Annotated in this window: 14 protein-coding genes; 3 read left to right on the top strand and 11 right to left on the bottom strand. The window is 57.4% G+C overall.

Features of this window, described 5'->3' with window-relative positions:
• Positions 1 to 3: 3 nt before the first annotated feature.
• The 10 genes from ACE3NW_RS01175 to ACE3NW_RS01130 form a co-directional block, all read right to left on the bottom strand.
• Positions 4 to 2,628, bottom strand: a complete 2,625-nt coding sequence (locus tag ACE3NW_RS01175) for a virulence factor SrfC family protein (protein WP_374279549.1) — start codon at positions 2,626 to 2,628, stop codon at positions 4 to 6.
• A gap of 12 nt (positions 2,629 to 2,640) precedes the next feature.
• A complete protein-coding gene (locus ACE3NW_RS01170; protein ID WP_374279547.1) occupies positions 2,641 to 5,760 on the bottom strand; it encodes a virulence factor SrfB in 3,120 nt (1,039 codons plus the stop codon).
• Positions 5,761 to 5,762: 2 nt separating this feature from the next.
• A complete protein-coding gene (locus ACE3NW_RS01165; RefSeq protein WP_374279546.1) occupies positions 5,763 to 7,151 on the bottom strand; it encodes an SrfA family protein in 1,389 nt (462 codons plus the stop codon).
• On the bottom strand, positions 7,148 to 8,326 hold the full coding sequence (locus ACE3NW_RS01160) for a serine protease (protein WP_374279545.1): 1,179 nt from the start codon (positions 8,324 to 8,326) through the stop codon (positions 7,148 to 7,150). The genes ACE3NW_RS01165 and ACE3NW_RS01160 overlap by 4 nt, the downstream gene beginning before the upstream one ends.
• 81 nt (positions 8,327 to 8,407) lie before the next feature.
• The gene (locus ACE3NW_RS01155; protein WP_374279544.1) at positions 8,408 to 9,301 is read right to left on the bottom strand and encodes a hypothetical protein; all 894 of its coding nucleotides are present in this window, start codon (positions 9,299 to 9,301) and stop codon (positions 8,408 to 8,410) included.
• A gap of 263 nt (positions 9,302 to 9,564) precedes the next feature.
• Entirely contained in the window at positions 9,565 to 10,140 is a 576-nt protein-coding gene (locus ACE3NW_RS01150) for a TetR/AcrR family transcriptional regulator (RefSeq protein WP_374279628.1), read from the bottom strand.
• Positions 10,141 to 10,282: 142 nt separating this feature from the next.
• A complete protein-coding gene (locus ACE3NW_RS01145; RefSeq protein ID WP_374279543.1) occupies positions 10,283 to 12,724 on the bottom strand; it encodes a Lon protease family protein in 2,442 nt (813 codons plus the stop codon).
• Positions 12,725 to 12,733: 9 nt separating this feature from the next.
• Positions 12,734 to 13,663 carry a hydroxymethylbilane synthase gene (hemC, locus tag ACE3NW_RS01140; RefSeq protein ID WP_374279542.1) on the bottom strand — a complete coding sequence of 310 codons (930 nt, stop codon included), beginning with the start codon at positions 13,661 to 13,663 and terminating at the stop codon, positions 12,734 to 12,736.
• 8 nt (positions 13,664 to 13,671) lie between these two features.
• Positions 13,672 to 13,905 carry a zinc ribbon domain-containing protein gene (locus ACE3NW_RS01135; protein WP_374279541.1) on the bottom strand — a complete coding sequence of 78 codons (234 nt, stop codon included), beginning with the start codon at positions 13,903 to 13,905 and terminating at the stop codon, positions 13,672 to 13,674.
• 2 nt (positions 13,906 to 13,907) lie between these two features.
• The gene (locus ACE3NW_RS01130; RefSeq protein WP_374279540.1) at positions 13,908 to 14,534 is read right to left on the bottom strand and encodes an SIS domain-containing protein; all 627 of its coding nucleotides are present in this window, start codon (positions 14,532 to 14,534) and stop codon (positions 13,908 to 13,910) included.
• Between the two features lie 117 nt (positions 14,535 to 14,651).
• Here ACE3NW_RS01130 and ACE3NW_RS01125 point away from each other — a divergent pair, with 117 nt between their 5' ends.
• The 3 genes from ACE3NW_RS01125 (at position 14,652) to gatB (ending at position 18,850) form a co-directional block, all read left to right on the top strand.
• Positions 14,652 to 15,527, top strand: coding sequence for an NAD(+)/NADH kinase (locus ACE3NW_RS01125; RefSeq protein ID WP_374279539.1), 876 nt, complete (start codon positions 14,652 to 14,654; stop codon positions 15,525 to 15,527).
• Entirely contained in the window at positions 15,524 to 17,278 is a 1,755-nt protein-coding gene (locus ACE3NW_RS01120; protein WP_374279538.1) for an ARMT1-like domain-containing protein, read from the top strand. Before ACE3NW_RS01125 ends, ACE3NW_RS01120 begins: the two co-directional genes overlap by 4 nt.
• Positions 17,279 to 17,416: 138 nt before the next feature.
• Complete coding sequence (gene gatB / locus ACE3NW_RS01115; protein ID WP_374279537.1) at positions 17,417 to 18,850, top strand: Asp-tRNA(Asn)/Glu-tRNA(Gln) amidotransferase subunit GatB; 1,434 nt, start codon at positions 17,417 to 17,419, stop codon at positions 18,848 to 18,850.
• Between the two features lie 95 nt (positions 18,851 to 18,945).
• On the opposite strand, the gene ACE3NW_RS01110 is transcribed toward gatB, so the two are convergent.
• Positions 18,946 to 19,899, bottom strand: coding sequence for a hypothetical protein (locus ACE3NW_RS01110; protein WP_374279536.1), 954 nt, complete (start codon positions 19,897 to 19,899; stop codon positions 18,946 to 18,948).
• Positions 19,900 to 20,008 lie beyond the last annotated feature (109 nt).

The following is a 20,008-nucleotide window of genomic DNA, read 5'->3' as shown; positions in this document are numbered from 1 at the left end:
GTGCTATCCTTTAAACGCCTGCAAAATTTCGCGCAGACGGTTATTTTGTTCCGGGTTGAGGCTCTGTTGGCCGTCAAAATCCACGTTGGCCATAACGCTGTAGGCCATGGCGCGCAGCCAGTCCGTATACCACATGCGGTCGTAGGGAGATTCCACCTCGCCAATGGAGGGTTCCCCCTCGATTTCTGGTGGCGGGTTGAACAGGGACACACTTTTGCCCCCAAAAACAACGGTGCGCTGGGGCTGGTCCTTAAAACGGGGGTCAAAGCTCCACCAGTCCACAAAGGCGTTGATGGCATCTGCCGCAAGGCTCACCTGCTTCCACATAAGCCGTTCGCGGGTGATGTTGCTGAATGCCGAGCAGCGCCGCAGCTCGTCCTCAAGGGTATCGCGCAGTTTGCAGCGGGCCGCCGCCTGGGCAAGCTCGTGGCAGAACTGGTCCAGTTCCCTTGCGGGCAGGCCAAGCAGGTTTCTGGTCTCTGCATCGTTGCACAGGTCATGCAGGCGGCCTGTCCAGTGATCCATGACCAGCCCGGCAAAAACCTGGGCATTGTCCATGGTCTGTTCATCCTGCACCGTATCATTTTCAGGCGGGGCAGCAGGGGCATCGCCTCCAAATATGTCGTCCAGAATGTCGTTGGCCAACACGCGTGCGCCCACCACCTGAACAGTGTTGCCGTTCTGGCCATCGCCCTGATTTTGGCGGGCGTTGAGGCAAATTTCGTACAGGTCGAAATCACGCACCTGAAGCCTGCGCAAAAACTCGCCAAACATCTGCCTTTCCGCAACCTTGGCCATCAGCGAAACCAGCAGACGGGATAGCTGTTCCTTTTGCTTGCGCAGTTCTTCCCGGTCGTCTGTGCGGTAAAATGGCGTAAGGCCCGTTTGTATGCGGTCACATTTTTCCGCAAGGCTGCCATTGATCTGCTGGCGTTTGAGATCAGGATTGCACAGGGGGCTCAGGCACTTGCGCAGCAGGCCCACGCCGCCGTCGTTGAGGGTCATGGCCGCCTGCCAAGCCTCTTCGGGGTTGGCCACATGCTTTTGCACCATCTCCGAGCTGAGGAAGGACTGACGCACCTGCTCCACAAAGGCCTGCTGATCCTGACGAATGCCGGTTTCAGTTCTGCCGTTGTAGTCGAATATGGCCTCGCACAAAAAGTTGGGATTGCGCAGCAAAAAGACATTCTTGAAAGGATGTGTGCCGTCCCAGTTTTGAGGCCAGTCGTGCAACTGGCCAAAAAATTTCAGCAGCGATGATTCAAGGCGGATTGACCAGCGGTTTTCGTCTGACGAAGAACCAGCCTTTTTTTCAAACTCCATATCCATCTTGGTGAGCACAAAAAAGAGCGAAGGCGCTTTGCCAGCGCGCATTTCGGGCTTTTCGCCATGGGTGGAGCATATCCATTCGTACACGGCCTGCGGAAGGTCCTGCACTTCCTGAGTGCTGGGCCCGATGCACAGCAACATGCTGGTGAGCTCTTTTTCTTCGCGGTAGCGCTCAAAAAGGTAGGCAACCTTGCCGCGCAAAAAAAGCTGCTTGAGCATGTCCTCTTCGCCAAGCTTGGCCCGCAGATCACCTATTTTGTAGCGGGCACGGTAGCCGGGAAAGTCGAGCAGATCGGTGTGGTCAAAGAAATCGTCCGGCTTTTCAAGCATATGTATGGTGATTTCTGCCGTAAGCGCCGTTACAAGCGCACGCGGCAGATCAGCCTTGCGACCACCAATACCCACAACCGTCAGCAGATCGGTAGAGGGATTGTTAAGCCCCTTGAGCAGTTCAACGTCGATTATGCTGTTGTTGCGCGGAATAAGGGCATCAATACCGCACGTGGCCTCTGCGGGGTTGCCAAGCTGTTGCAGGGCAGCGCCAAGCTGCAAGTACACGGCTTTGAATTCAGGCACGTTGTCCCATATCAGGCTGATGAGGCAGGCGCGGTCTTCCAGCTCAAGACGCGGCGCAAGTTCCATGGCCCGCACCCAAAAGCCGTTTTGAAACATCTGCACCCTGGGGCGCGAAATAAAGTTTTTATTAACGTAATCGCGCAGTTCTTCCACATCGTCCACGGTCAGGCCGCCAGCAACCGGCCCGGCCTTGGCGCGGCCTTCCAGACGTTCCAGCTCCTTGGCCAGGGCCTCGGCATTGGGGGCGTCCTTGTGGTCGCAGTCGGCGTAATAGGTATTGGCCAGCACGCGGGCCACGTCTGTTTCAGAAAGCAGACGCAGACGGATGGGAAAAGCCTCTGTCACGCCTTCGGGCGGGGTAGTGGTAAAGCGCGTGACAAGGCCCGTTGATTCCTTGCCGCCAACGGGGTTTATGTCCTTGATAAAATCAAATGTCTGACCGCAAAAATCGGTCAGAAGCACCTTGTCTGCATTGCTGGCAAGGGTTGAAATAAGGTAGGACTTGCCCGACTGGCTGGGGCCAAAAACACCCACGCACATTTTGCGGCGGGCGGCCTGCTCACATTTGTCAAAAAAGCGGGCCGCGTGGCGCAGATCCTTTTGCAGGGCTGCGCGTTCACTGCCCACAAGCTCGGCATTGTCCTGAAGCCACGCACCAGCGCTACGCGAGTTTTCCGACAGTTCGCGGCAACGCCGCGCCAAATCCATATCCTGTTGCTGCATAACCATCCTCGATTATCCGGCGTCGGTAACAATGCCCGTATCCAGCCAGTAGCCTTCGTCCAGTTTCAGGGTTTGCAGGCGAATTTCAAGGTCACGCGGGTTGACGCTGTTTCCCTTTTCATCGGTAATGGACACGATGCAGAACTCACCTTCGCTGCGCTTGTCCTTGTCCGATTCGCTGCGGATTTCGTCCTTGTCCAGGGCTTCGGCAACGCTCAGGCAAACCTCGACCTTGTAGGGAAGACGCCCCGAAGCACGCGAACGGGCTTCCTCTGTGGCAAACGTGAGCAGATGGTAACGCGTGGTGGGCCAGCGCTCGGCATCCAGCTGCCGATAGCCGATGAACAGGGGCCCGCTAAAAGCCACTATGCGTTCCTTGTCGATGCTGTCCTTGTTTTCCACATCTACGGTAAACCACACCTTGGGCCGCTTGAGCTGGCTGTTGATGTCCATTTCGCCGATATAGCGGGCAGTTGATGTGAGCTTGAGAGAAGCGGAATCAAAGGAGAATCCTTCAAGGTGTCCGTCGGCCAGCGCGCACAGGATTGCCCCCACCACAACCGTGGTTTTCGGGTCGGTAATGCGGCCCTGGGCGTCTGCAAAGGGATACCACGAACCGGCGTGATAGCGCCGCATGGGAATGATCTTGTCTGGCGGCACGGGCAACTTGGCAAGCACGGTTGCGATAACGCCGTTCCACGAGCTGGGCCGCCCGGTGAGCAGCAGTACGTCGCAATCATACATGTGAACCACTTCGCACAGGGCCGAAAGCGTTGGCCCAAGCGTGCTGCGTATGGTTTCTTCCACTGCTGCCTGGTTAACGACAATGGGCACATCCAGAACATTAAAGTTCTGGATGAAGGAAGTGGATCGCCGTACCATGGCCGCCACATCGCGCAAGGTGGCTGGCTGCGGGCGCGGCGCAAGCGTTGCAGGGTGAAAACCGGCCTTGTCTTCTTCCTCTGTATCCTTGGCGGCTTCCTTGCTTATGGCGGCAGCTACCGGATCGGGCTCAAAAAAGTCGCCCAGGGTACAGTTGAAGCTTGTACCGCGCAGATCGGGATTCTCACAGGTGGAAAGCAGGCCCAGGGCAACGGGCACGGCTATCTGCCGCACCAGGCGCACACGGGTGTTGCGGTCTTCCTGCGACATGCCGATGGAGTCGCGCCCAAAGAGCTGCCCAAGCAGCGAACGGGGTTCGGCAAGACCTGCGCGCGACAGCGCCTGGCCAATGGCGGGAATTACATGATTGGCCACCACCTCGCGCAGCACTTCATCGCCCGCAATGTTGAAGCCGTCCCTGAATTCCGTATGGGGCTTTATTCGCGCCGTGTCGCCCTCGCCGCTGGCGAGTTCGAAGGTGGTGATGGAAAGGTCGGTGGTGCCGCCGCCAATATCAATGGATGCCATACGCACGCAGGGGTGCATGTCGCACGATTTACGCGGCTTGCCCATAAGACGGAACAGATGGTGCGCATCGCCGTGCTGTTTGACGGCAAGCTCGTTGTAGAGCAGCACCAGTTGCGAACAGCTGGCCTCGTCCCAATCGCAGCGCACTTGCGGGCTTTGCCGGTAATCGCCCATGAGGGTGCGTCTTTGCTGGCTTGGCGTATGCCACTCGCTCCAGCCCAGGGCATTCCACACCACGCGCACAGCCCAGGTAACCCACCGGCGAAAAATGCGTTTTTCGGCCACGGGCATGGCTGTGGGTACGGTAAAAATGATTCTTCTAAGCCTGCGCGGCAGGTTGGGCAGCTCGCGCCGTGAGCGCGTGGCTGGTGAGTTGATGGTCACAAGCGCCTGGGTCAGTATTTCGCCCAGCATAAAGAGCATGAGCGAAGAGCGCGTGAACAGCGACTCAAAAATGGGCTCGGCCTCCTGCTTGCGCAGGGCCGGGCTCTGTTTGAACAAGGGGTCGTCAAAGCACGAAAGTGGCGTGCCCTGCGGGTTTAACTGGCGGGGAAACAGGCCACGGCTCACCATGGGTTCTGCCTTGCCGCCGGTATTGTAACGCCAGCTCTGTTGCCAGGGGCGCTCGTCCCACAGGTAACGCTTGGGGCTCGACATGCCTGTTGTACCCTCGGCGCACACGGCCTGGGTGGCAAGCCGGGCAGACTCCGGCCCGATACGCACAGCAGAAGGCCAGGCAAAGGCTGGGGTTTGACGGCCAGAACGGCGCGAGAGGGCATCGTTGCCAAAGGCCGCGTCCACAAATTCCACCCGTGTTTCAAAGGGGTCAGAATAAATGTGTTCTGGCTGGCTCAGGTCGCGCAGCTCAAGCAGATAGCTGTCGTTGAGGTTGGTGATGCGCTGGGGCAGTGTTTCAACCAGAATGCCCGTAGTGCGCGAATTGCCGATATCGAGCACAAGGTCAACATCCACCGGTGTGTCGCGGTCGGGGTTGATGACCTGTACGGCCAGATCGTTGAGCGCAAGGCGTACCACATCCAGCCAGGTGAGATAGTTGGCAAGATGCTCAAGCATATAGGGATTGTCATCGCTCCAGGCTCCGCGCTTGTTGTGCTTTGCCTGCTTCCATGCGTCGTAGATGCCGTAGAGCCATTCGTCTACCCAGGCGGCATTGAGAAACCACGAATTGTCACGCACAAGGTGGGCAAGCATAAAATGCCCGTGCGCGGTCACATCCTGGGGAGAAAGCGCGTGGTACTGCTCGCCCTGGGCGGGGCGCTCTTCCACATTGGTGTCAAACATGAGCACCACACGCAGTTGCCCCGGGTGCTTCTCTGACCGCATAACGCGGGCACGCGCCCAGTTGGAAGGCCCGCACTCAAAGCGCTTGCCGCCGTCGGACCAGGGCTGGTCGAGCGTGCGCAAAAAAGGAACGGGCAGCCAGTGGCCCTCCCACAAGCTCAGGGCATTGGCCGGGGCAACCGTGTAGTCTTCTGCGCACTTTTGCCCGGTCAACTGGTCAATATAACCGTCTTCCGATGCTACCAGACAGCGCAGATAATGGGTATAACGCGTCTGATCTTCCGTTTCCTTTTTTCTTTCTTCACGAAAATACCGCGTCATGTTCTTAACGGCATCTTCGGCTATGGCAAAATCAAGAAACTGCGGGCAGCCGCCGGGAATGATGCTTACCGGCGAAAGATAACGGGGTATGACATCCATCATTATTTCCTTTTAAAGCGGGCATCCCACTTGAGATTGGCCCCGCCAAGCTCTCTGCCCTTGCACTGGGTGGAATTTTCCTGGCCGGTGCACTCAACTTTTTGCGGAACATAGGTTCCGCCGCGCGGGCAACGGGCCTGACTGGAATCAAATTGCAGCTGATTGCCCTGAAAACGGGCCGAGGCCGAACCACTGCATACCTGACCGTTGCGCTCGCGCACCATGCGGCGACCCTTGCCGGACTTGTCAAAGCAGTATTCGGCAATAATGGGCTCGTTGGAGGGGTGCGAATACAGGCCGGTTTCGCTTGTCCAGCAACCCTCCAGAAAGGTCAGGTCATTTTTCTTGGCCGCGTCTTCAGGAATGGAAAGCTTGTCATCCTTTTTGGGCTTGGGCTTGGGCGGCTCTTGCTGCTTGGGTTCTTCCACAAGCTGCTGCTTTGGCTCCATTTTGGGCTTGAGCTTGGGGGCTTCGGCCACCTTGGGAGGTTCCACGGGTGTTTCGCCAAGGAAGGGCTCCACCACCTCTGGGTCAGGCAGCTTGGGCTCTTCTTTTTTGGGTTCCTCCCTCTTGGGTTCCTCTTTTTTGGGCTCAACCTTGGGCGGCACAACCGGCGGGGGTACGGGCTTGCACAGGGCGGCTTTTTCCTGCAACTGCCGCCACAGCAAGGCCAGCTGGTCTTCGTTGGCGGCGGCTTTCTGTTTTTCGGCTTCAAGGGCGCTGCGGTCAACAGGCATGCAGCCTGCGGGCAGGGGCGAGGGCAAAAGCCCAAGCGCCGCGCCCAGCAGCCAAAGCAGAAGCAGCAAGAGCAGCAGGGGCAGCAGCCAGGGCAGGCAGCCGCTGCGCTGCACAACAACAACCGGAACCGGCGCAGCAACGGGGGCAGGTACAGGCGCGGTGGGAACAGCAGGCAGCATGCCACCAAGGCGGGTGAGATCCTGCGGCTGGGCACCCACGCTGCCTGGGGCAAAACCCCAGTTTATAATCACTGGCTTGCCGTCAACAGACCAGATATCGGCGTCATCCGGGTGTTGCAGCGCAATGCACAACAGCTGACCCGAAAGAGCCTGCCGTGCCTGGGCATCGGCAGTCATCTCCTTGGCAAGTTTGGCAATGTCTGTTGCCAGAGCGCCCGCCTGGGCACGCAGGGCCTGGGCATCGGGTTCAGAAAGATCGGCCAGCGGGATGGCGGGGCCTGTGCCCTCGGCATACCAGTCTACACTGTTACCCTCTGAATTGTGCTGTGGCTCGGCCAGCAGGGCGGCATGATCTGCCCCAAGTTTCTGTTGCAGGATGGCCTTGAGCTGTTCGTAGCAGTCAGTGGCAAAAATGCCCTGGCTGGCAAGCGCGCGCATCTGGCCGCGCAAACTTACGGCAATGCGGATACTCATTGCTTGCCTCCCGCAGATTCACTGGCCTGCGCCATGGTGATGGAAACCCCCGCCCCGCGTAAAAATGCAGCCAGGCTGGAACATACAATGGCAAGGCTGGACTGGCGGTACGAGGCGTCATCAAGTTTGATAAAAGTATTGATGCCCACCACGTCACCCTTTTCGTTGATCAGCGGCCCACCGCTGTTTCCTTGCGAAACAGTTGCGGTATGCACGATAAGCGGGGGATTACGTTCAAGAATAACGCTCACCACACCCTCGGTGTACACCACTTCGGGGGCTGCGGCCTCATCGCCCTTGAGCAGGGCTGCAAATTTGGGGTCGTCGTTGGTCACCGCACCGGGAAAGCCCCAGGCGCTCACGCGCTCGGTACGGCTCACACTCTGCGCCAGCTTGAGCGGCACAATACCCGAAGTGCCGTCAACGCCCAGCAGGGCAAAATCCTGCCCATTGTCGTGAGCAACTAGGCGCACTGTGGCCGCAAACGGCCTGCCCATGGCCTTGTTGACAACAACCGCCTCTGTGGCATCGCCCACCACATGGGCGTTGGTAACCACATAGCCGGGCGCCACAAAAAAGCCCGTGCCCATGGCAAGGCCTTCTTCTTTCATGGCAAGCACCAGAACGGTTGCCTGCTCCATCAGTTCAGAAACATTGCGGGGAGTCTGCTTTTGCACAGGAACGGGCGGTATCTGCTTTTGGGCATCCGCATTGTTCTGCGCAGGAGCAGGAGGCGTATCTGACCGTCCGGATCCCGATTTATCGGCCAGATCACCGGGTTTCTGAGGCACGGCATCAGACCGGTCTGCTCCCGAAGCCAACGGCGGCCACATCACCCCTGCGGGCGATGTAATGCGGCCAAGCCCCTGCTTTACTTCGCAGGGATCTTTGGCAAGCAGGGCGCGTAGCTGCTGCATGAACGATTCCAGAGCTGCGTTGTGTTCGCGCCACTGTTCTGTCTGCGCGGCCACGGATGCCTTTGTGGCTTCGGCCTGCTGCCATTCTTTCCAGAACAGCCAGCCAGCCAGCAGCAAAAGCCCCAGAAACAGAAGTATTCCCCAAAAGAGAGGACGGCGGTACCAGGGCAGGGCAACCACGCTCACCGCCGCTGCGGCTTCTGGCGCGGCAGCTGTTTGCGGGGTTTCGGGAGGCATGGATTGTTGGTTTTCGTTCATGTATGGCTCCGCGCGGCATGCGGCGCAGTAAAATGCCGCACAGCCACCGCTACAAGGCAGGGCGGCTGCGCGGCGGCAGAGTTATCCAAGCAGATTATTGACGGTTTCTTCGTAGCTCGACATGCGCGAATTCACATCGCGGCGCGTGCTTTCAAGATCTTCGCGGGAGGTCTTCCATTCCGCAGCCTGCGTGGCCACGTTGCTTTCTTCGGGCGAGCGGTTGGTGCTGGCAGTGGGAATGGGCTTGGCTTTGGGCTGGGCGGCTGCGCCCTTCTTGGACTTGCCAGCGCTGGGGGTGGAAACAACAGGTTTTGCCTGGGCCGTGGTATAGGGCTCGGACAAAGCCTCCTGATATTCGGTATCTTTCTTGGCCATGGTGGTGGCGGTATCGTTAAGGATAAACGCCGTTTCCTCAAGGCCGCTGCGAATTTCGTTGTACTTGTCCTGGAATTCTATGCGCGAAATCTGGCCAGCCTTGAACTGGTTGGCGGCGAGCTTGAACTGTTCATCGTAGCACTTGGCCGCAACCTTGGCAGCTGCCGTAGAGCGGTTCATGCTGGCAGCTTCGGTGCCGAGCTGCTGGCTGTACTGCTGCATGTAGGCGGCATCGCGTTCTTTGGCCTTGGATTTGCCGTACACGTTGCCCGCAACCGCACCAGCAGCACCGCCCGCCACTGCGCCAGCAATGGCGCCGCTAGCCTTGCCCGTGGCAAGGCCGCCGATAAGCGCACCCAGCAGGGCGCCGCCCACTGCACCGGCAGCCGTGCTTTTGCCTGTGCTGTTTTCGTCTTGCCGCAGCTGATTAACAGGCTGATAACACTGGGGATAATAGTTGACCTTGGTTTTTTGTGGACCATACTGGCTGGTGCAGCCAGAGACCAAGAGTCCTGCGGTAAGAAAAAGGCACATGGGAATGCTCGCAAGCCTTTGCATAAAAACCGTCTCCTCAATAAAGGTTGAGTCTACGAGCGCCATGGCATGTCTGCCCAGAGCTCACGGCAACCCGTGCAACCACAGCACGGGCTCAACTACCCACTCGCGCATAATGTACCCTGAACATTTCGAATTTACTTCAAAGCGTATCTACTCGGCAAGCCCTATTGCCTGTTCGGTACAGCAATTCCTGTAGTTTCTCGGTGAGCGAATGTTACCAGCCCACAAAAAGATACCTGAGGCAGCACCAACAAAAAAGCCGCCGGTCAGTCAACCGGCGGCTTTGAGTCTGCAATGGCAAGGCGCTAGGCCTTGATGGAGCGCGAAATAAAATCAAGTACGTCTTCGTACAGGTTGGGCACGGCATAGGGCGTAAGCACGCGGGTACGGTTTGAACCGACCATGAGTGATATGATCACCTGAGCGGTGCTTTTGCTGTCTATCTTCTGGATGCTGCCGTCTTCCACACCCTTGGCGATAACCCGTTCAAGCTCGTTGTGTACCTGCGAAAACATGGAATCCATAATATCGCGGTCTGTCTTGGTTTTCATGTCGCTGTAAGGTGAGCAGCGCACAAGCACCAGCCAGTTGGAATCCTTGTCGATAGAAAAATCGAGATATGCCCTGCAAAAACGCATCACACCATCGTAGCCACAGGTGGCTTCGGCGGTGGCAGCGCGCAATCTTACAAGAAAGCGTTCAAGAACATCAAGCCCAGAGGCAAGAAAGAGCTTTTCCTTGTTGCCATAGTGGTGCGTTAGCAAGCCAAGTGCAACGCCTGCTTTGTCAGATATTTTCTTGAAGGTGGTTTCCACATACCCGCATTCGCCAAAAAGGTCTTTGGCCGCCTGCAGCAACGCTTCTTTCTTGTTTTTGTTCATCACGGCTTTTGCTGGGTTAGAGTGAGGCATAAGGATTTTCCCTGCGTTGACCCCTTACATATTAAGAGCATAAAGTCAAGATATGTGTGGGGTTATTAACTTGTTCTTCCGCGTTACGCGCACCTGCGCACGTTGCGGAATTTTATCCTTCCTTGGTCTTTTTGCTGCGCCTAAAGGCATTTTGCGCGTAAGCACCCAACTGTTCAAGCCTGCTGTCAACCATGTCGTACAGGCTGCCCTTGGTAAAGCCGCCATTTTTAAGCCTGCGGCCAATGGCAAGGCCGGTCAGCAGGCTCAGGGCTTCTTCTATGCGCCGCACGGGGTAGATGGCAAACTGTCCATTTTCAACCGCCTTGATAACCGTGGGCGCAAGCATGAGATGGTCAACGTTGTCAAAGGGAATGATAACGCCCTGCGTGCCGGTAAGCCCCTGGCGCGCGCATACGTTGTAAAAACCTTCAATCTTGCGGGTTACGCCGCCCACGGCCATGATCTGCCCGGTCTGGCTGACAGCGCCGGTAAAGGCCAGATCAAGCCGTACCGGCACATCGGCAATGGCCGAGAGCAGGGCTGCCAGCTCGGCACCAGAGGCGCTGTCGCCCTCGATGCCCGCATAGCTCTGCTCGAAATAGAGCGAGCCAGAAAGCACCAGCGGTTTTTTGCGGGCAAAAAGGTCGGTGAGATAGCTCTTAAGGATCATCATGGCCTTGGTGTGGATGGGCCCGCCAAGCTCGGCCTCGCGCTCAAGGTCGATGATACCCTCGTGCCCCACGCCCACGGTACACGAAATACGGTGGGGCAGGCCAAATTCAAAGTCGCCGTGCCACGTCACAGAAAGACCGTTGACCTGCCCAATGGCCTGACCAGAGGTCTGCACCTTGATCATGTTGCGGTCATATTCTTCCATGTAGATTTCTTCCACCAGGTTGGCCCGGTAGACGCGTGCGGCGTAGGCTTCTTCCAGCACGGGGGCGCTGATGTGATCCTGCTTTTTCATGCGGGCCAGGGCCGAGGCCTCGATCATGAGTTCACGCAGTTCGGGAAAGCGCAGCGAGAGGCGGCGCTGATCCTCGCAGATATGCGAACCAAGGTCGATAAGCCACGCCAGGGCAGAGCGGTCAAAGCAGGGCAGCTCTGTTTCCTTGATGATGGTGGCGATATGCCCAAGATAGGCGCGAATATTACCCGCGCTGCGCTCGGTGGTATCGGCCATGTGGGCCTTGATGCGAAAGAGCTTGGAAAACCGGTCGTCGTTGACCAGCAGGCCTTCGTAAAGTTCTTCTTCACCGACCAGCACCACCTTGAGATTCAGGGGCAGGGGTTCGGGGTTGATGCCCTTGGTGCGGATGGGCGTATCCGGCCCTTCGCCAGCATCTTCAATACGCGCCACATTTGAGCGCAGGGCGCGCAGCAGGCCTTCCCAGGCATTGGGATGCTGCAAAAGATCCTCTATGTGCAGCACCAGAAAGCCACCGTTGGCCTTGTGGATGCTGCCCGCGCGGATAAGGGTGAAGTCTGTGACCAGCGCGCCCATTTCGGATTCGCGCTCCACACAGCCCAGCAGATTGACGGCGGTGGGGTGGTCTTCCACAATGATGGGCGCACCCTCAAGGCTGCTGCTGTCAACCAGCAGGTTGGCCTCGTAGCGGTACAGCACGGCATCGACCGCAGGGCCGCCGTGAATATCACCCATGGGGCCCATGCCGCCGTCCCTTTGCAGAAAGGCATCGGTATTTTTAAGAATATCCTCGCGCAGCTCCGCAAAGTAGGCATCAAGCCCCTTGACCTGACAAGCCTTGAGCATGCGCTGCTCAATGGGCGTGAGGTACGAGGTCAGTACCTGGTTCATGGCGTCGCGTTCCAGGCCGCGTTCGTCGTCCTGAAAACTTTCTTCCGCCTTGTTGAGCTGGCGCATAAAGCCAGACATGGCCTGCACAAGGTTGTCGCCCTGGCTTTTGAGGCTCAGGCGCACGTTTGTGTCAAGCTTGTCGAATTCTTCTTCGCTCAGGCGCTTGCCCTCTACCAGCGGGTGCAGGGTAAGGCCGCCGCTTTCGTCCATATCAAGGTTAAAGCCCTTGTCTACGGCCACAGAATTCATTTTGCGCAGCAGGCCCATGCGGGCGTTCTGAAAGTTGTCTACCAGCTTGGCGCGGCGCTTTACAAAGGTGCTGGCCTCAAAACGGCGCGGCAGCTCAACGCGGATGTGCTCAACAAGCTCCTTAAGGTTTTGCTTGAACTTTTTACCCATGCCAGCGGGCAGGGCAAAAAGGTGCGGCCTGTCAGGATCGGAAAAATTGTGCACATATACCAGGTCGTTGGGCGTAGGCAGCTTTTTTGCCTGCGGGCCTAGATAGCTCAGCAGCATGTGGCTGCGGCCAAGGTCGGCCTCGCCAGACAGATAGACATTGTAGCCCTGGGTGTTGATTTGCAGGGCAAGATCAAGTGCCTGCATGGCCCGTGGCTGAAAGGGATTCTGGCGTCCATTGCGCGGCAGCGGAATATCCTTGCTCGAATCCCAGGGAATACGGGCAGGATCAATGGTGGCGTGCAGGCGCGACGCAGACAGAGGAGCGATAGTTGGCATAGTTAGTCGTTATTGTTGATAAAGTTTTTCCAGAATGGCGCGGCCGCCTCTGGCAAGAAGTTTTTCGGCAAGTTCAAGCCCCACCTGTCGGGCCTTGGAAGTATGGCCCTGCTGCGCCTCGCGCAGAATCAGGCTGCCGTCCACCTCTGCCACCAGACCTTCAAGAACAAATGATTCGTCATTCTCAAGCCGGGCATGGCCAGCAATGGGAACCTGGCAACCGCCCTCAAGCCCGGCAAGAAAGCCCCTTTCGGCTTCCACGCACACGCGGGTGGGGGTGTCTTCTATCTCGGCAAGCAGGGTAAAGAGCTCGTAGTCGTCCTCGCGGCATTCAATGCCAATGGCACCCTGGCCCACAGCGGGCAAAAAGGTTTGCGGGTCAAGGGCATGCATGTAAGGCGCGCTGAGGCCCAGGCGGTTCATGCCCGCCGAGGCAAGAATAATGGCATCGTACACGCCCTCGCGCAGTTTGCGCAGGCGCGTGTCCACATTGCCGCGCAGGCTTTCAATGCGCAGGTCAGGGCGCTGAGCCAGCAGCTGTGCCTGACGGCGCAGGCTGCTTGTGCCCACGCAGGCCCCCTGGGGCAAGGCCGCCAGATCGGCATAATGGCACGAAAGCATACAGTCCGTAGGGGCCTCACGCTTGGGGATGCAGCCCAGAATAAGCCCTTCGGGCAGTTCCATGGGCACGTCCTTGATGCTGTGTACGGCAAGGTCGGCGCGGTTTTCAAGCAGGGCTTCTTCAATTTCTTTTACAAAAAGACCCTTGCCCCCCACCTTTGCCAGCGGAACATCCTGAATGATGTCGCCCCTGGTTTTGATGATGGAAAGTTCAACCGACAGTTCGGGATCAAGCGCCAGCAGGCGGCTTTTTACGTGCTCTGCCTGCCACAGGGCCAACTGGCTGCCACGGGTAGCGATAATGAGAGATTTACGCATGCCTGCCCCTAATGCCCACAGCTTGCGCAGTTGCCGCCGGAACATCCCGCACAGCCGCCGCCACCGCCGGTTGAAGCCGCATATTCGCCGCCTTCCGCACCGCTTTTGTGCCGGGCGCAGCACGACATGAGCTTTTGCGTGTCATTGGAGCCGCAATACGGGCACGTGGGCGGGGTTTCGTCAAATACAAGTTCTTCAAAATCCCGTCCGCATTTTTGGCAAGAATACTCGTAGATGGGCATGGTCAAACCTCGGTTGTGTGTCGGCCTTGCAGATAGGGGGTCAGCGCGACAGCATTTTCAAAAAGATAATAGTCGGTCAGCCGGCATAACATGTGCCCGGCTGCAAGGTGCAGCTCGTGTACAAGCGCGGGCTCTGCCTGCGGCGCTTCAATGCGCATGTCGCAGCGGGCCAGGTCGCTCTCTGGGCTGCACAGGCTTACGGCAAGCAGTGCGCCGCGCCTGGCCGCCTCAAGGGCGGCTGTAATGTTGGCGGTGTAGCCGCTGGCAGTGATGGCCAGCAGCAAGTCGCCAGGTCGCCCCAGGGCTTCTACCTGACGCGAAAATATCTGGCTGAAGTCCAGGTCGCCGCCAATGGCCGTGAGCGATGTGGCATCGGCCGACAGCGCCAGGGCGGGCAGGGCAGGCCTGTCCATTGAAAACCTGTTCACAAACTCGGCAGCCATGTGCTGGGCCAGCGCGGCGCTTGCGCCGTTGCCGCAGAGCAGCAGCTTGCCGCCAGCCGCAAGGCAGGCCGCCGCCCGCAGCGCGATGTGGCGCAGATTGTCGCCCTGCGACAAAAAAAAATCCTCGCGCAGGCGTGCGCCATCGTGGGCGTGACGTTCAATAATTTCAAGAGCTGTATCGTTCATGCTGCTCACAAGTGCCGATGCGTGACATGGAAGCCTATTTACTTATGTCAAAGCCCCGCAACTGACAAGCGCCCACAGGCTTGCGGTAACAGCCTTGATAACGTAACTTGCCGAGGTATGCAAAACGCAACAAGCCGACACATTCTTTTGGTTTACAAGGCCCGGCATGACAGGGCCGCCGCCCTTGCCCAAGAGGCCGCCCTGTGGCTGCGCCAAAAAGGCCATGAAGTTACGGCGATCATAAGTGCTGGGGTTGACTCGCCAGTTTACGCAGCAGAACCAATTGATTTTGTTGTTGTTCTTGGCGGTGATGGAACAATGCTTGGCGTGGCACGGCGGCTTGTGGGCCGCAAAGTGCCGGTGCTTGGCATAAACTTTGGCCGTATTGGATTTTTGACCGATGCCCAGCCCGAACAATGGCGCGAAAAGCTGGAAGAATGCCTTACCGGCTCGGAACCTGTGCGCTCGTGCATGGCCTTGAGCTGGTCGCTGGCCCGCAAGGGGCAGCAGATTGCCCAGGGCTGCGCCGTAAACGACGTGGTTTTGAGCCGTGGTTCACTTTCGCGGCTTGTGCTTTTTGATGTTTTTATTGCGGGCGAACGTCTTGGGCCGCTGCGCGGCGATGGCATCATTGTGGCAACCCCGGTGGGCAGCTCTGGCTACAGTGTTTCTGCTGGCGGCTCTCTTTTGCATCCTTCCATGAATGCCCTTGCCATCACGCCCATCTGCCCATTCCTCAACAGTATTTCTCCCATGGTGTTTCCGGGCGATACCGAGTGTACCTTTCAGATTTTGCAGGGCTCGACCGACTGTTTTCTTACCGTTGACGGCCAGGAAGGGCAGCAGCTTGAGCTGGGCGACACAATAACGGTTGCGGGCCTGCCCGAAGCAGTCCATTTTCTTGGCAAGGGAACAACTTTTTTTGAGCGTTTGCGCTCGCGCGGCTTTGTCTTGCAAGGCGCTGAATGCAGCAGAAGCGGGGATAATGCATGAGCAGCGCGATTTCCATTGATTCTGTGCGCGAATTTCGGCTTGGTCAGAACATACGGGTAGATGCCTGGCTTTACAGCATGCTGATGGACAATAATATTGCCTACGGCATGAACCCTGATATTGTTGCAAGCCAGGAACAAATGGCCTTTATGGTAAGCCTTGTGCGTGATCAGGTGTACCTGCCGTGCTCGGATAATACCTTTAAAATGCTGTGCAAAACTACTGTACCAGAAGAATTGCAGCGTCAGTATAACCGCTCGTGGCGTATCATCATGCGTCTTGTGCGTTCTTTTACGCCAGAAGGCGAAAAACGCAGGCGTATTTTGCAGTTTTGCCGGTTTCGCTTTAACCAGTATGTTGCCCAGCATACCCTGATCCCCTCGCGTCTGGTCAAACGCATGACAGACCTTGTGCTTGCCCAGGGCAACCAGCTGGACGATCCCTGGCGGCAGTTGCGCCGTATTTCTGCCAAGCGCCAGCTTGCGATGCTCGGCGAACCCTTTGTACGCGATAATCTGGAGGCCATGCCAGAGAATGTCATGGCCGATTCCATTGCCACGGTGCGGCGCAAGCTTGATTATGTGGAGCTTTCGCGCCTGCTGTGTCTCTCGGCCATGTCGCGGCCCTGGGTAGACGAACAGCCAGATGCCGAAGCAGTACGGCTTGCCATGGAAAAGGCGCGTGAAACCTGCGCCCATCTGCGGTCGTATTTTGAGGCCAGCGCGGGCAAATCGAGCACTGTGCTCTTTTTGTGCGATGCCGACGGCGGCGTTGTTTTTGATCTGGCCGTTGCCAAAAGCCTGATCCGCATGGGGCACAAGGTTATTTTTGCCGTCAAATCGGGCTTCTTTTTTTATTCGCCCACGCTGGAGGATATGGAGCTTGACCCCTCCATAGCGCAGATGATTGGCGGCGGTACGGTGCTGCACGAGCCGCGCATGAGCAAAAACGATCTGCTGCGCCAGTTGCGTGAGCACAGGCTTGTGATTATCGGCGACGGCACACGCGAGCGCATCAATCTGTACAGGGTTTCCGTAACATTTTCGCGGGCGTGGAAGGAGGCCGACCTTGTTCTTGGCAAGGGCTGGCGTGTGGCCGATGTGCTCATGGGCAGCAGCCACCAGTACACCAGAGATGTGGTCTGCTACTGGCAGGATGAAACGGGCTTTCATATCAAGCTGCGGCCCCATGCCCAAAGCGCCCACAAATTCAGCGAAAGCGATATAGCCGCCCAGGCTGCAACCATTATCGCAGGCATGCGCGAGGCCAGGGCTCAGGGCCGCACTGTAATGTTTTACAGCTGTGTAATCGGCAGCATACCCGGCGAAACAGGCACAGCGACCGCTCTTGTGCGCGCCTTTGTGGACAATTTGCGGAAAAAAATGGATAATATCCTGATAATCAACCCCGCCGAACACTTCATTGAAGGTATGGACGGCGATGACCTCATGTATATGTGGGAACAGGTGCAGCGCAGCGGTTTTATCGATGTGTGGCGCTTTCAGACCGTTGAAGACATTGAGGAAAGTTTTGCGCTGCTGGGCCGCAAGGTTCCGCCGCAGTGGTCGGGCAAGGATTCCACCTTTTCCACCGGCTGCACCAAGGAAATGCGCATCGCCCTGGATGTACAGGCAAAAAACAGAGAAATGCAGATTATCGGCCCCGATCCGCAGCGGTTTTTCCGCAGGAGCGAATATGGGGTGGGCAAATATTTTGATGCCAGCATTCCGCACGGACGTTCCGGCGTTTAAAATGGCAGCTTCTGGCTGCCGGATGTCTGGTTTGGTGCGGCTTCATCCTGAAGCTGCCCTTGCTGGCGCTTATGCGCAGAGCGGCGCTTTTGCCGCGCGATTACGGGGCTGAACCCCGCTTGAGGGAGTAATGTGACTATGGCCGCCTATGAAGCCGTGATTGGCCTTGAAGTGCATGTGCAACTTGCCACGGCCTCCAAACTGTTCTGTTCCTGCCCCACAACATTCGGGCAGCCCGCCAACGCCAATGTTTGCGAAGTATGCTCGGGCATGCCCGGCGCATTGCCCGTGCCCAACCGGCAGGCCGTTCATTTTGCCACCCTGGTTGGTCTGGCCACCAATTGCGCCATCAATACACGCTCCATTTTTGCGCGTAAAAACTATTTTTATCCAGATCTGCCCGCTGGCTACCAGATTTCGCAGTTCGAGCTGCCCATCTGCGAGCACGGTCACCTTGAAGTAAATGTGGACGGACGCATCAAGCGCGTGGGCATCACCCGCATCCATATGGAAAATGACGCGGGCAAGAATATTCATGCCCAGGGCGAAAATCTGAGCTACGTTGACCTCAACCGTGCGGGCACGCCCCTGGTAGAAATTGTTTCCGAGCCAGACATGCGCTCTGCTGCCGAGGCCGTGGCCTACCTCAAGGCCCTGTACAGCATTGTGACCTATCTTGGCGTGTGCGACGGCAACATGGAAGAGGGCAGCTTCAGGTGCGATGCCAACGTTTCGCTGCGCCCCGTGGGCACAGAACCCTTTGGAACGCGCACCGAGCTGAAAAACCTCAACTCTTTCCGCAATGTGCAGCGCGCCATTGAATACGAAATTGCGCGCCAGCAGGACGTGCTGGACGACGGCGACAAGGTTGTGCAGGAAACCCGCCTGTACGATGCTGCCAAAAACACCACCGCATCCATGCGCAGCAAGGAAGAAGCCCACGATTACCGCTACTTCCCCGATCCGGACATCTTGCCAATAGATATTTCGGAAGAAGAAATGGCCCGCTGGCGTGCCGAAATGCCAGAGCTGCCCCAACAGCGGCTTGCCCGTTTTGTGGCTTTGGCCGGTCTGCCAGAGGCCGAGGCCGAGGTGCTGGTGCAGAGCAGGGGGCTGGCCGACTTTTTTGAAGCAGCCGCTGCCAAGGCCGACCCCAAAAAGGTTGCCAACTTTGTGCTTGGCCCGCTGCTGCGCGAATGCAACACCCGTGGGCTGAGCGCGGCTGATCCCGCCGCCTGGGCCATGAAGCCAGAGGCTCTGGCCGAGCTGGTTGCCCTTGTTGACGGCGGAACCATCAGCGCCAAGATTGCCAACGATATTTTTGGCGATATTTTTGAACTGGGCGTCATGCCCGCAGCCTATGTGAAGGAAAAAGGCCTGGTGCAGATTTCTGATACCTCAGCTCTTGAGGCTGCGGTTGATGAAGTTATCGCCGCCAACCCCGCAGAGGTTGAAGCCTACCGTGGCGGCAAAACCAAGCTCATCAGCTTTTTTGTGGGGCAGATCATGCGCGCCACCAAGGGCAAGGCCAACCCTGCCATGGTGAACGAGCTGCTGGCCAAAAAACTGTAGTCAGCCCCCCCCACCAAACTGAAAAAACTCAGCGGAGCTTCCGGCAATACCGGTGCTCCGCTGAGTTTTTTGTGGCAAAAATGGCCGCGCTGCTGCTAAACGCTGAGATTCAGGCCAGAAAGCATGGAAAGGCTGCCACTGGAATAATTGCCAAATGAATTGCTGGTGCTGCCTGAATCAGACCACCACGCGGCCATGGATTCCACCTCGATTCGCTTGCGCATGTCTGAAGGCGATATCTGCATGGATTTGCGTGCGTCGTCCAGCCCGGAAAGGGCCTGTATCTGCGCAAACTTTTTTACCAGGGTAGGGTTGTTGTCAAAAAATTTCTGCACGGCTGTCTTTGTGGCGGCATCGGCGCTTTCAACAGACACGCTGCCGTCTTCATTCATCTTGAGGGTAAACTTTGCGTCGCTGCTTACGGCAAGGCTATTCATGCCGGTGTTCAGCGTTTTGCCCAGGCTTGAATTATCAAGCACAGCCTGGATTGCGGTCTTGCTGTCGCTGTCGGTACTGCTGGCTGCGGTGAGTTTGCCGCTGCTGTCAACAGTCATGGAAACAGCTGTGTTGCTGCTTATGCCCGCAGCGGTCATGGCAGTGCGCAAGTCTTTGCCAATGGTGGTATTGCTCTTGAGCCATGCCTGCACATTGGCCTGATCTGTGGCATTGGCGCTGGTGGCGGTCATTGAACCATCCGCAGCCAAAGTGAATGTAACACTTGAAGGGTCACTGACGCCAAGTTTTGACAGCCCATCCTTTACGGCGGTGTTGAATTCTGTATTCAGCTTTTCGCGGTACTTGGTGATCTGGTTAAACGTAACGCGGCTGTCGCTATCAAGACCCATGGCGTCCATGGCGTATTTTGTCAGTTCAACCATGCTTGAAAGCTGGCTGGACATGCTCTTACCGCTAAGCAGCTGGCTAAGAGAGCTGGAGGAGGAGCTGCTGGAACTGGAAGAAGAGCTGCCAGAGGTTGATGTGCTCAGCTTCTGATTCTGCCACTGGTACAGTGCGCTGGTGTAGGTACTGACGCCCGATACGCTGCTCATGATGACTCCTCGGCATTTTTTGCCCGCCATGGTGTGCCGTGGCAGGCTTATTCACTCATTTTCACATGATTATGCATATTTCAGGCCAGATTTTTTTGCCTGCCTGCGG

The sequence above is a fragment of the Desulfovibrio sp. genome (genome assembly GCF_041907885.1).
Taxonomy (GTDB): Bacteria; Desulfobacterota; Desulfovibrionia; order Desulfovibrionales; family Desulfovibrionaceae; genus Desulfovibrio.
The sequence above is the reverse complement of the archived record's forward strand: the minus strand, read 5'-3'. Positions and strand labels throughout refer to the sequence as shown.

What these genes read in the sequence shown, in the direction of transcription:
- ACE3NW_RS01175 (WP_374279549.1), bottom strand. Translation starts at nt 2,628, where the DNA reads ATGCAGCAACAGGATATGGATTTGGCGCGGCGTTGCCGCGAACTGTCG.
- ACE3NW_RS01170 (WP_374279547.1), bottom strand. Translation starts at nt 5,760, where the DNA reads ATGGATGTCATACCCCGTTATCTTTCGCCGGTAAGCATCATTCCCGGC.
- ACE3NW_RS01165 (WP_374279546.1), bottom strand. Translation starts at nt 7,151, where the DNA reads ATGAGTATCCGCATTGCCGTAAGTTTGCGCGGCCAGATGCGCGCGCTT.
- ACE3NW_RS01160 (WP_374279545.1), bottom strand. Translation starts at nt 8,326, where the DNA reads ATGAACGAAAACCAACAATCCATGCCTCCCGAAACCCCGCAAACAGCT.
- ACE3NW_RS01155 (WP_374279544.1), bottom strand. Translation starts at nt 9,301, where the DNA reads ATGGCGCTCGTAGACTCAACCTTTATTGAGGAGACGGTTTTTATGCAA.
- ACE3NW_RS01150 (WP_374279628.1), bottom strand. Translation starts at nt 10,140, where the DNA reads ATGAACAAAAACAAGAAAGAAGCGTTGCTGCAGGCGGCCAAAGACCTT.
- ACE3NW_RS01145 (WP_374279543.1), bottom strand. Translation starts at nt 12,724, where the DNA reads ATGCCAACTATCGCTCCTCTGTCTGCGTCGCGCCTGCACGCCACCATT.
- hemC (WP_374279542.1), bottom strand. Translation starts at nt 13,663, where the DNA reads ATGCGTAAATCTCTCATTATCGCTACCCGTGGCAGCCAGTTGGCCCTG.
- ACE3NW_RS01135 (WP_374279541.1), bottom strand. Translation starts at nt 13,905, where the DNA reads ATGCCCATCTACGAGTATTCTTGCCAAAAATGCGGACGGGATTTTGAA.
- ACE3NW_RS01130 (WP_374279540.1), bottom strand. Translation starts at nt 14,534, where the DNA reads ATGAACGATACAGCTCTTGAAATTATTGAACGTCACGCCCACGATGGC.
- ACE3NW_RS01125 (WP_374279539.1), top strand. Translation starts at nt 14,652, where the DNA reads ATGCAAAACGCAACAAGCCGACACATTCTTTTGGTTTACAAGGCCCGG.
- ACE3NW_RS01120 (WP_374279538.1), top strand. Translation starts at nt 15,524, where the DNA reads ATGAGCAGCGCGATTTCCATTGATTCTGTGCGCGAATTTCGGCTTGGT.
- gatB (WP_374279537.1), top strand. Translation starts at nt 17,417, where the DNA reads ATGGCCGCCTATGAAGCCGTGATTGGCCTTGAAGTGCATGTGCAACTT.
- ACE3NW_RS01110 (WP_374279536.1), bottom strand. Translation starts at nt 19,899, where the DNA reads ATGAGCAGCGTATCGGGCGTCAGTACCTACACCAGCGCACTGTACCAG.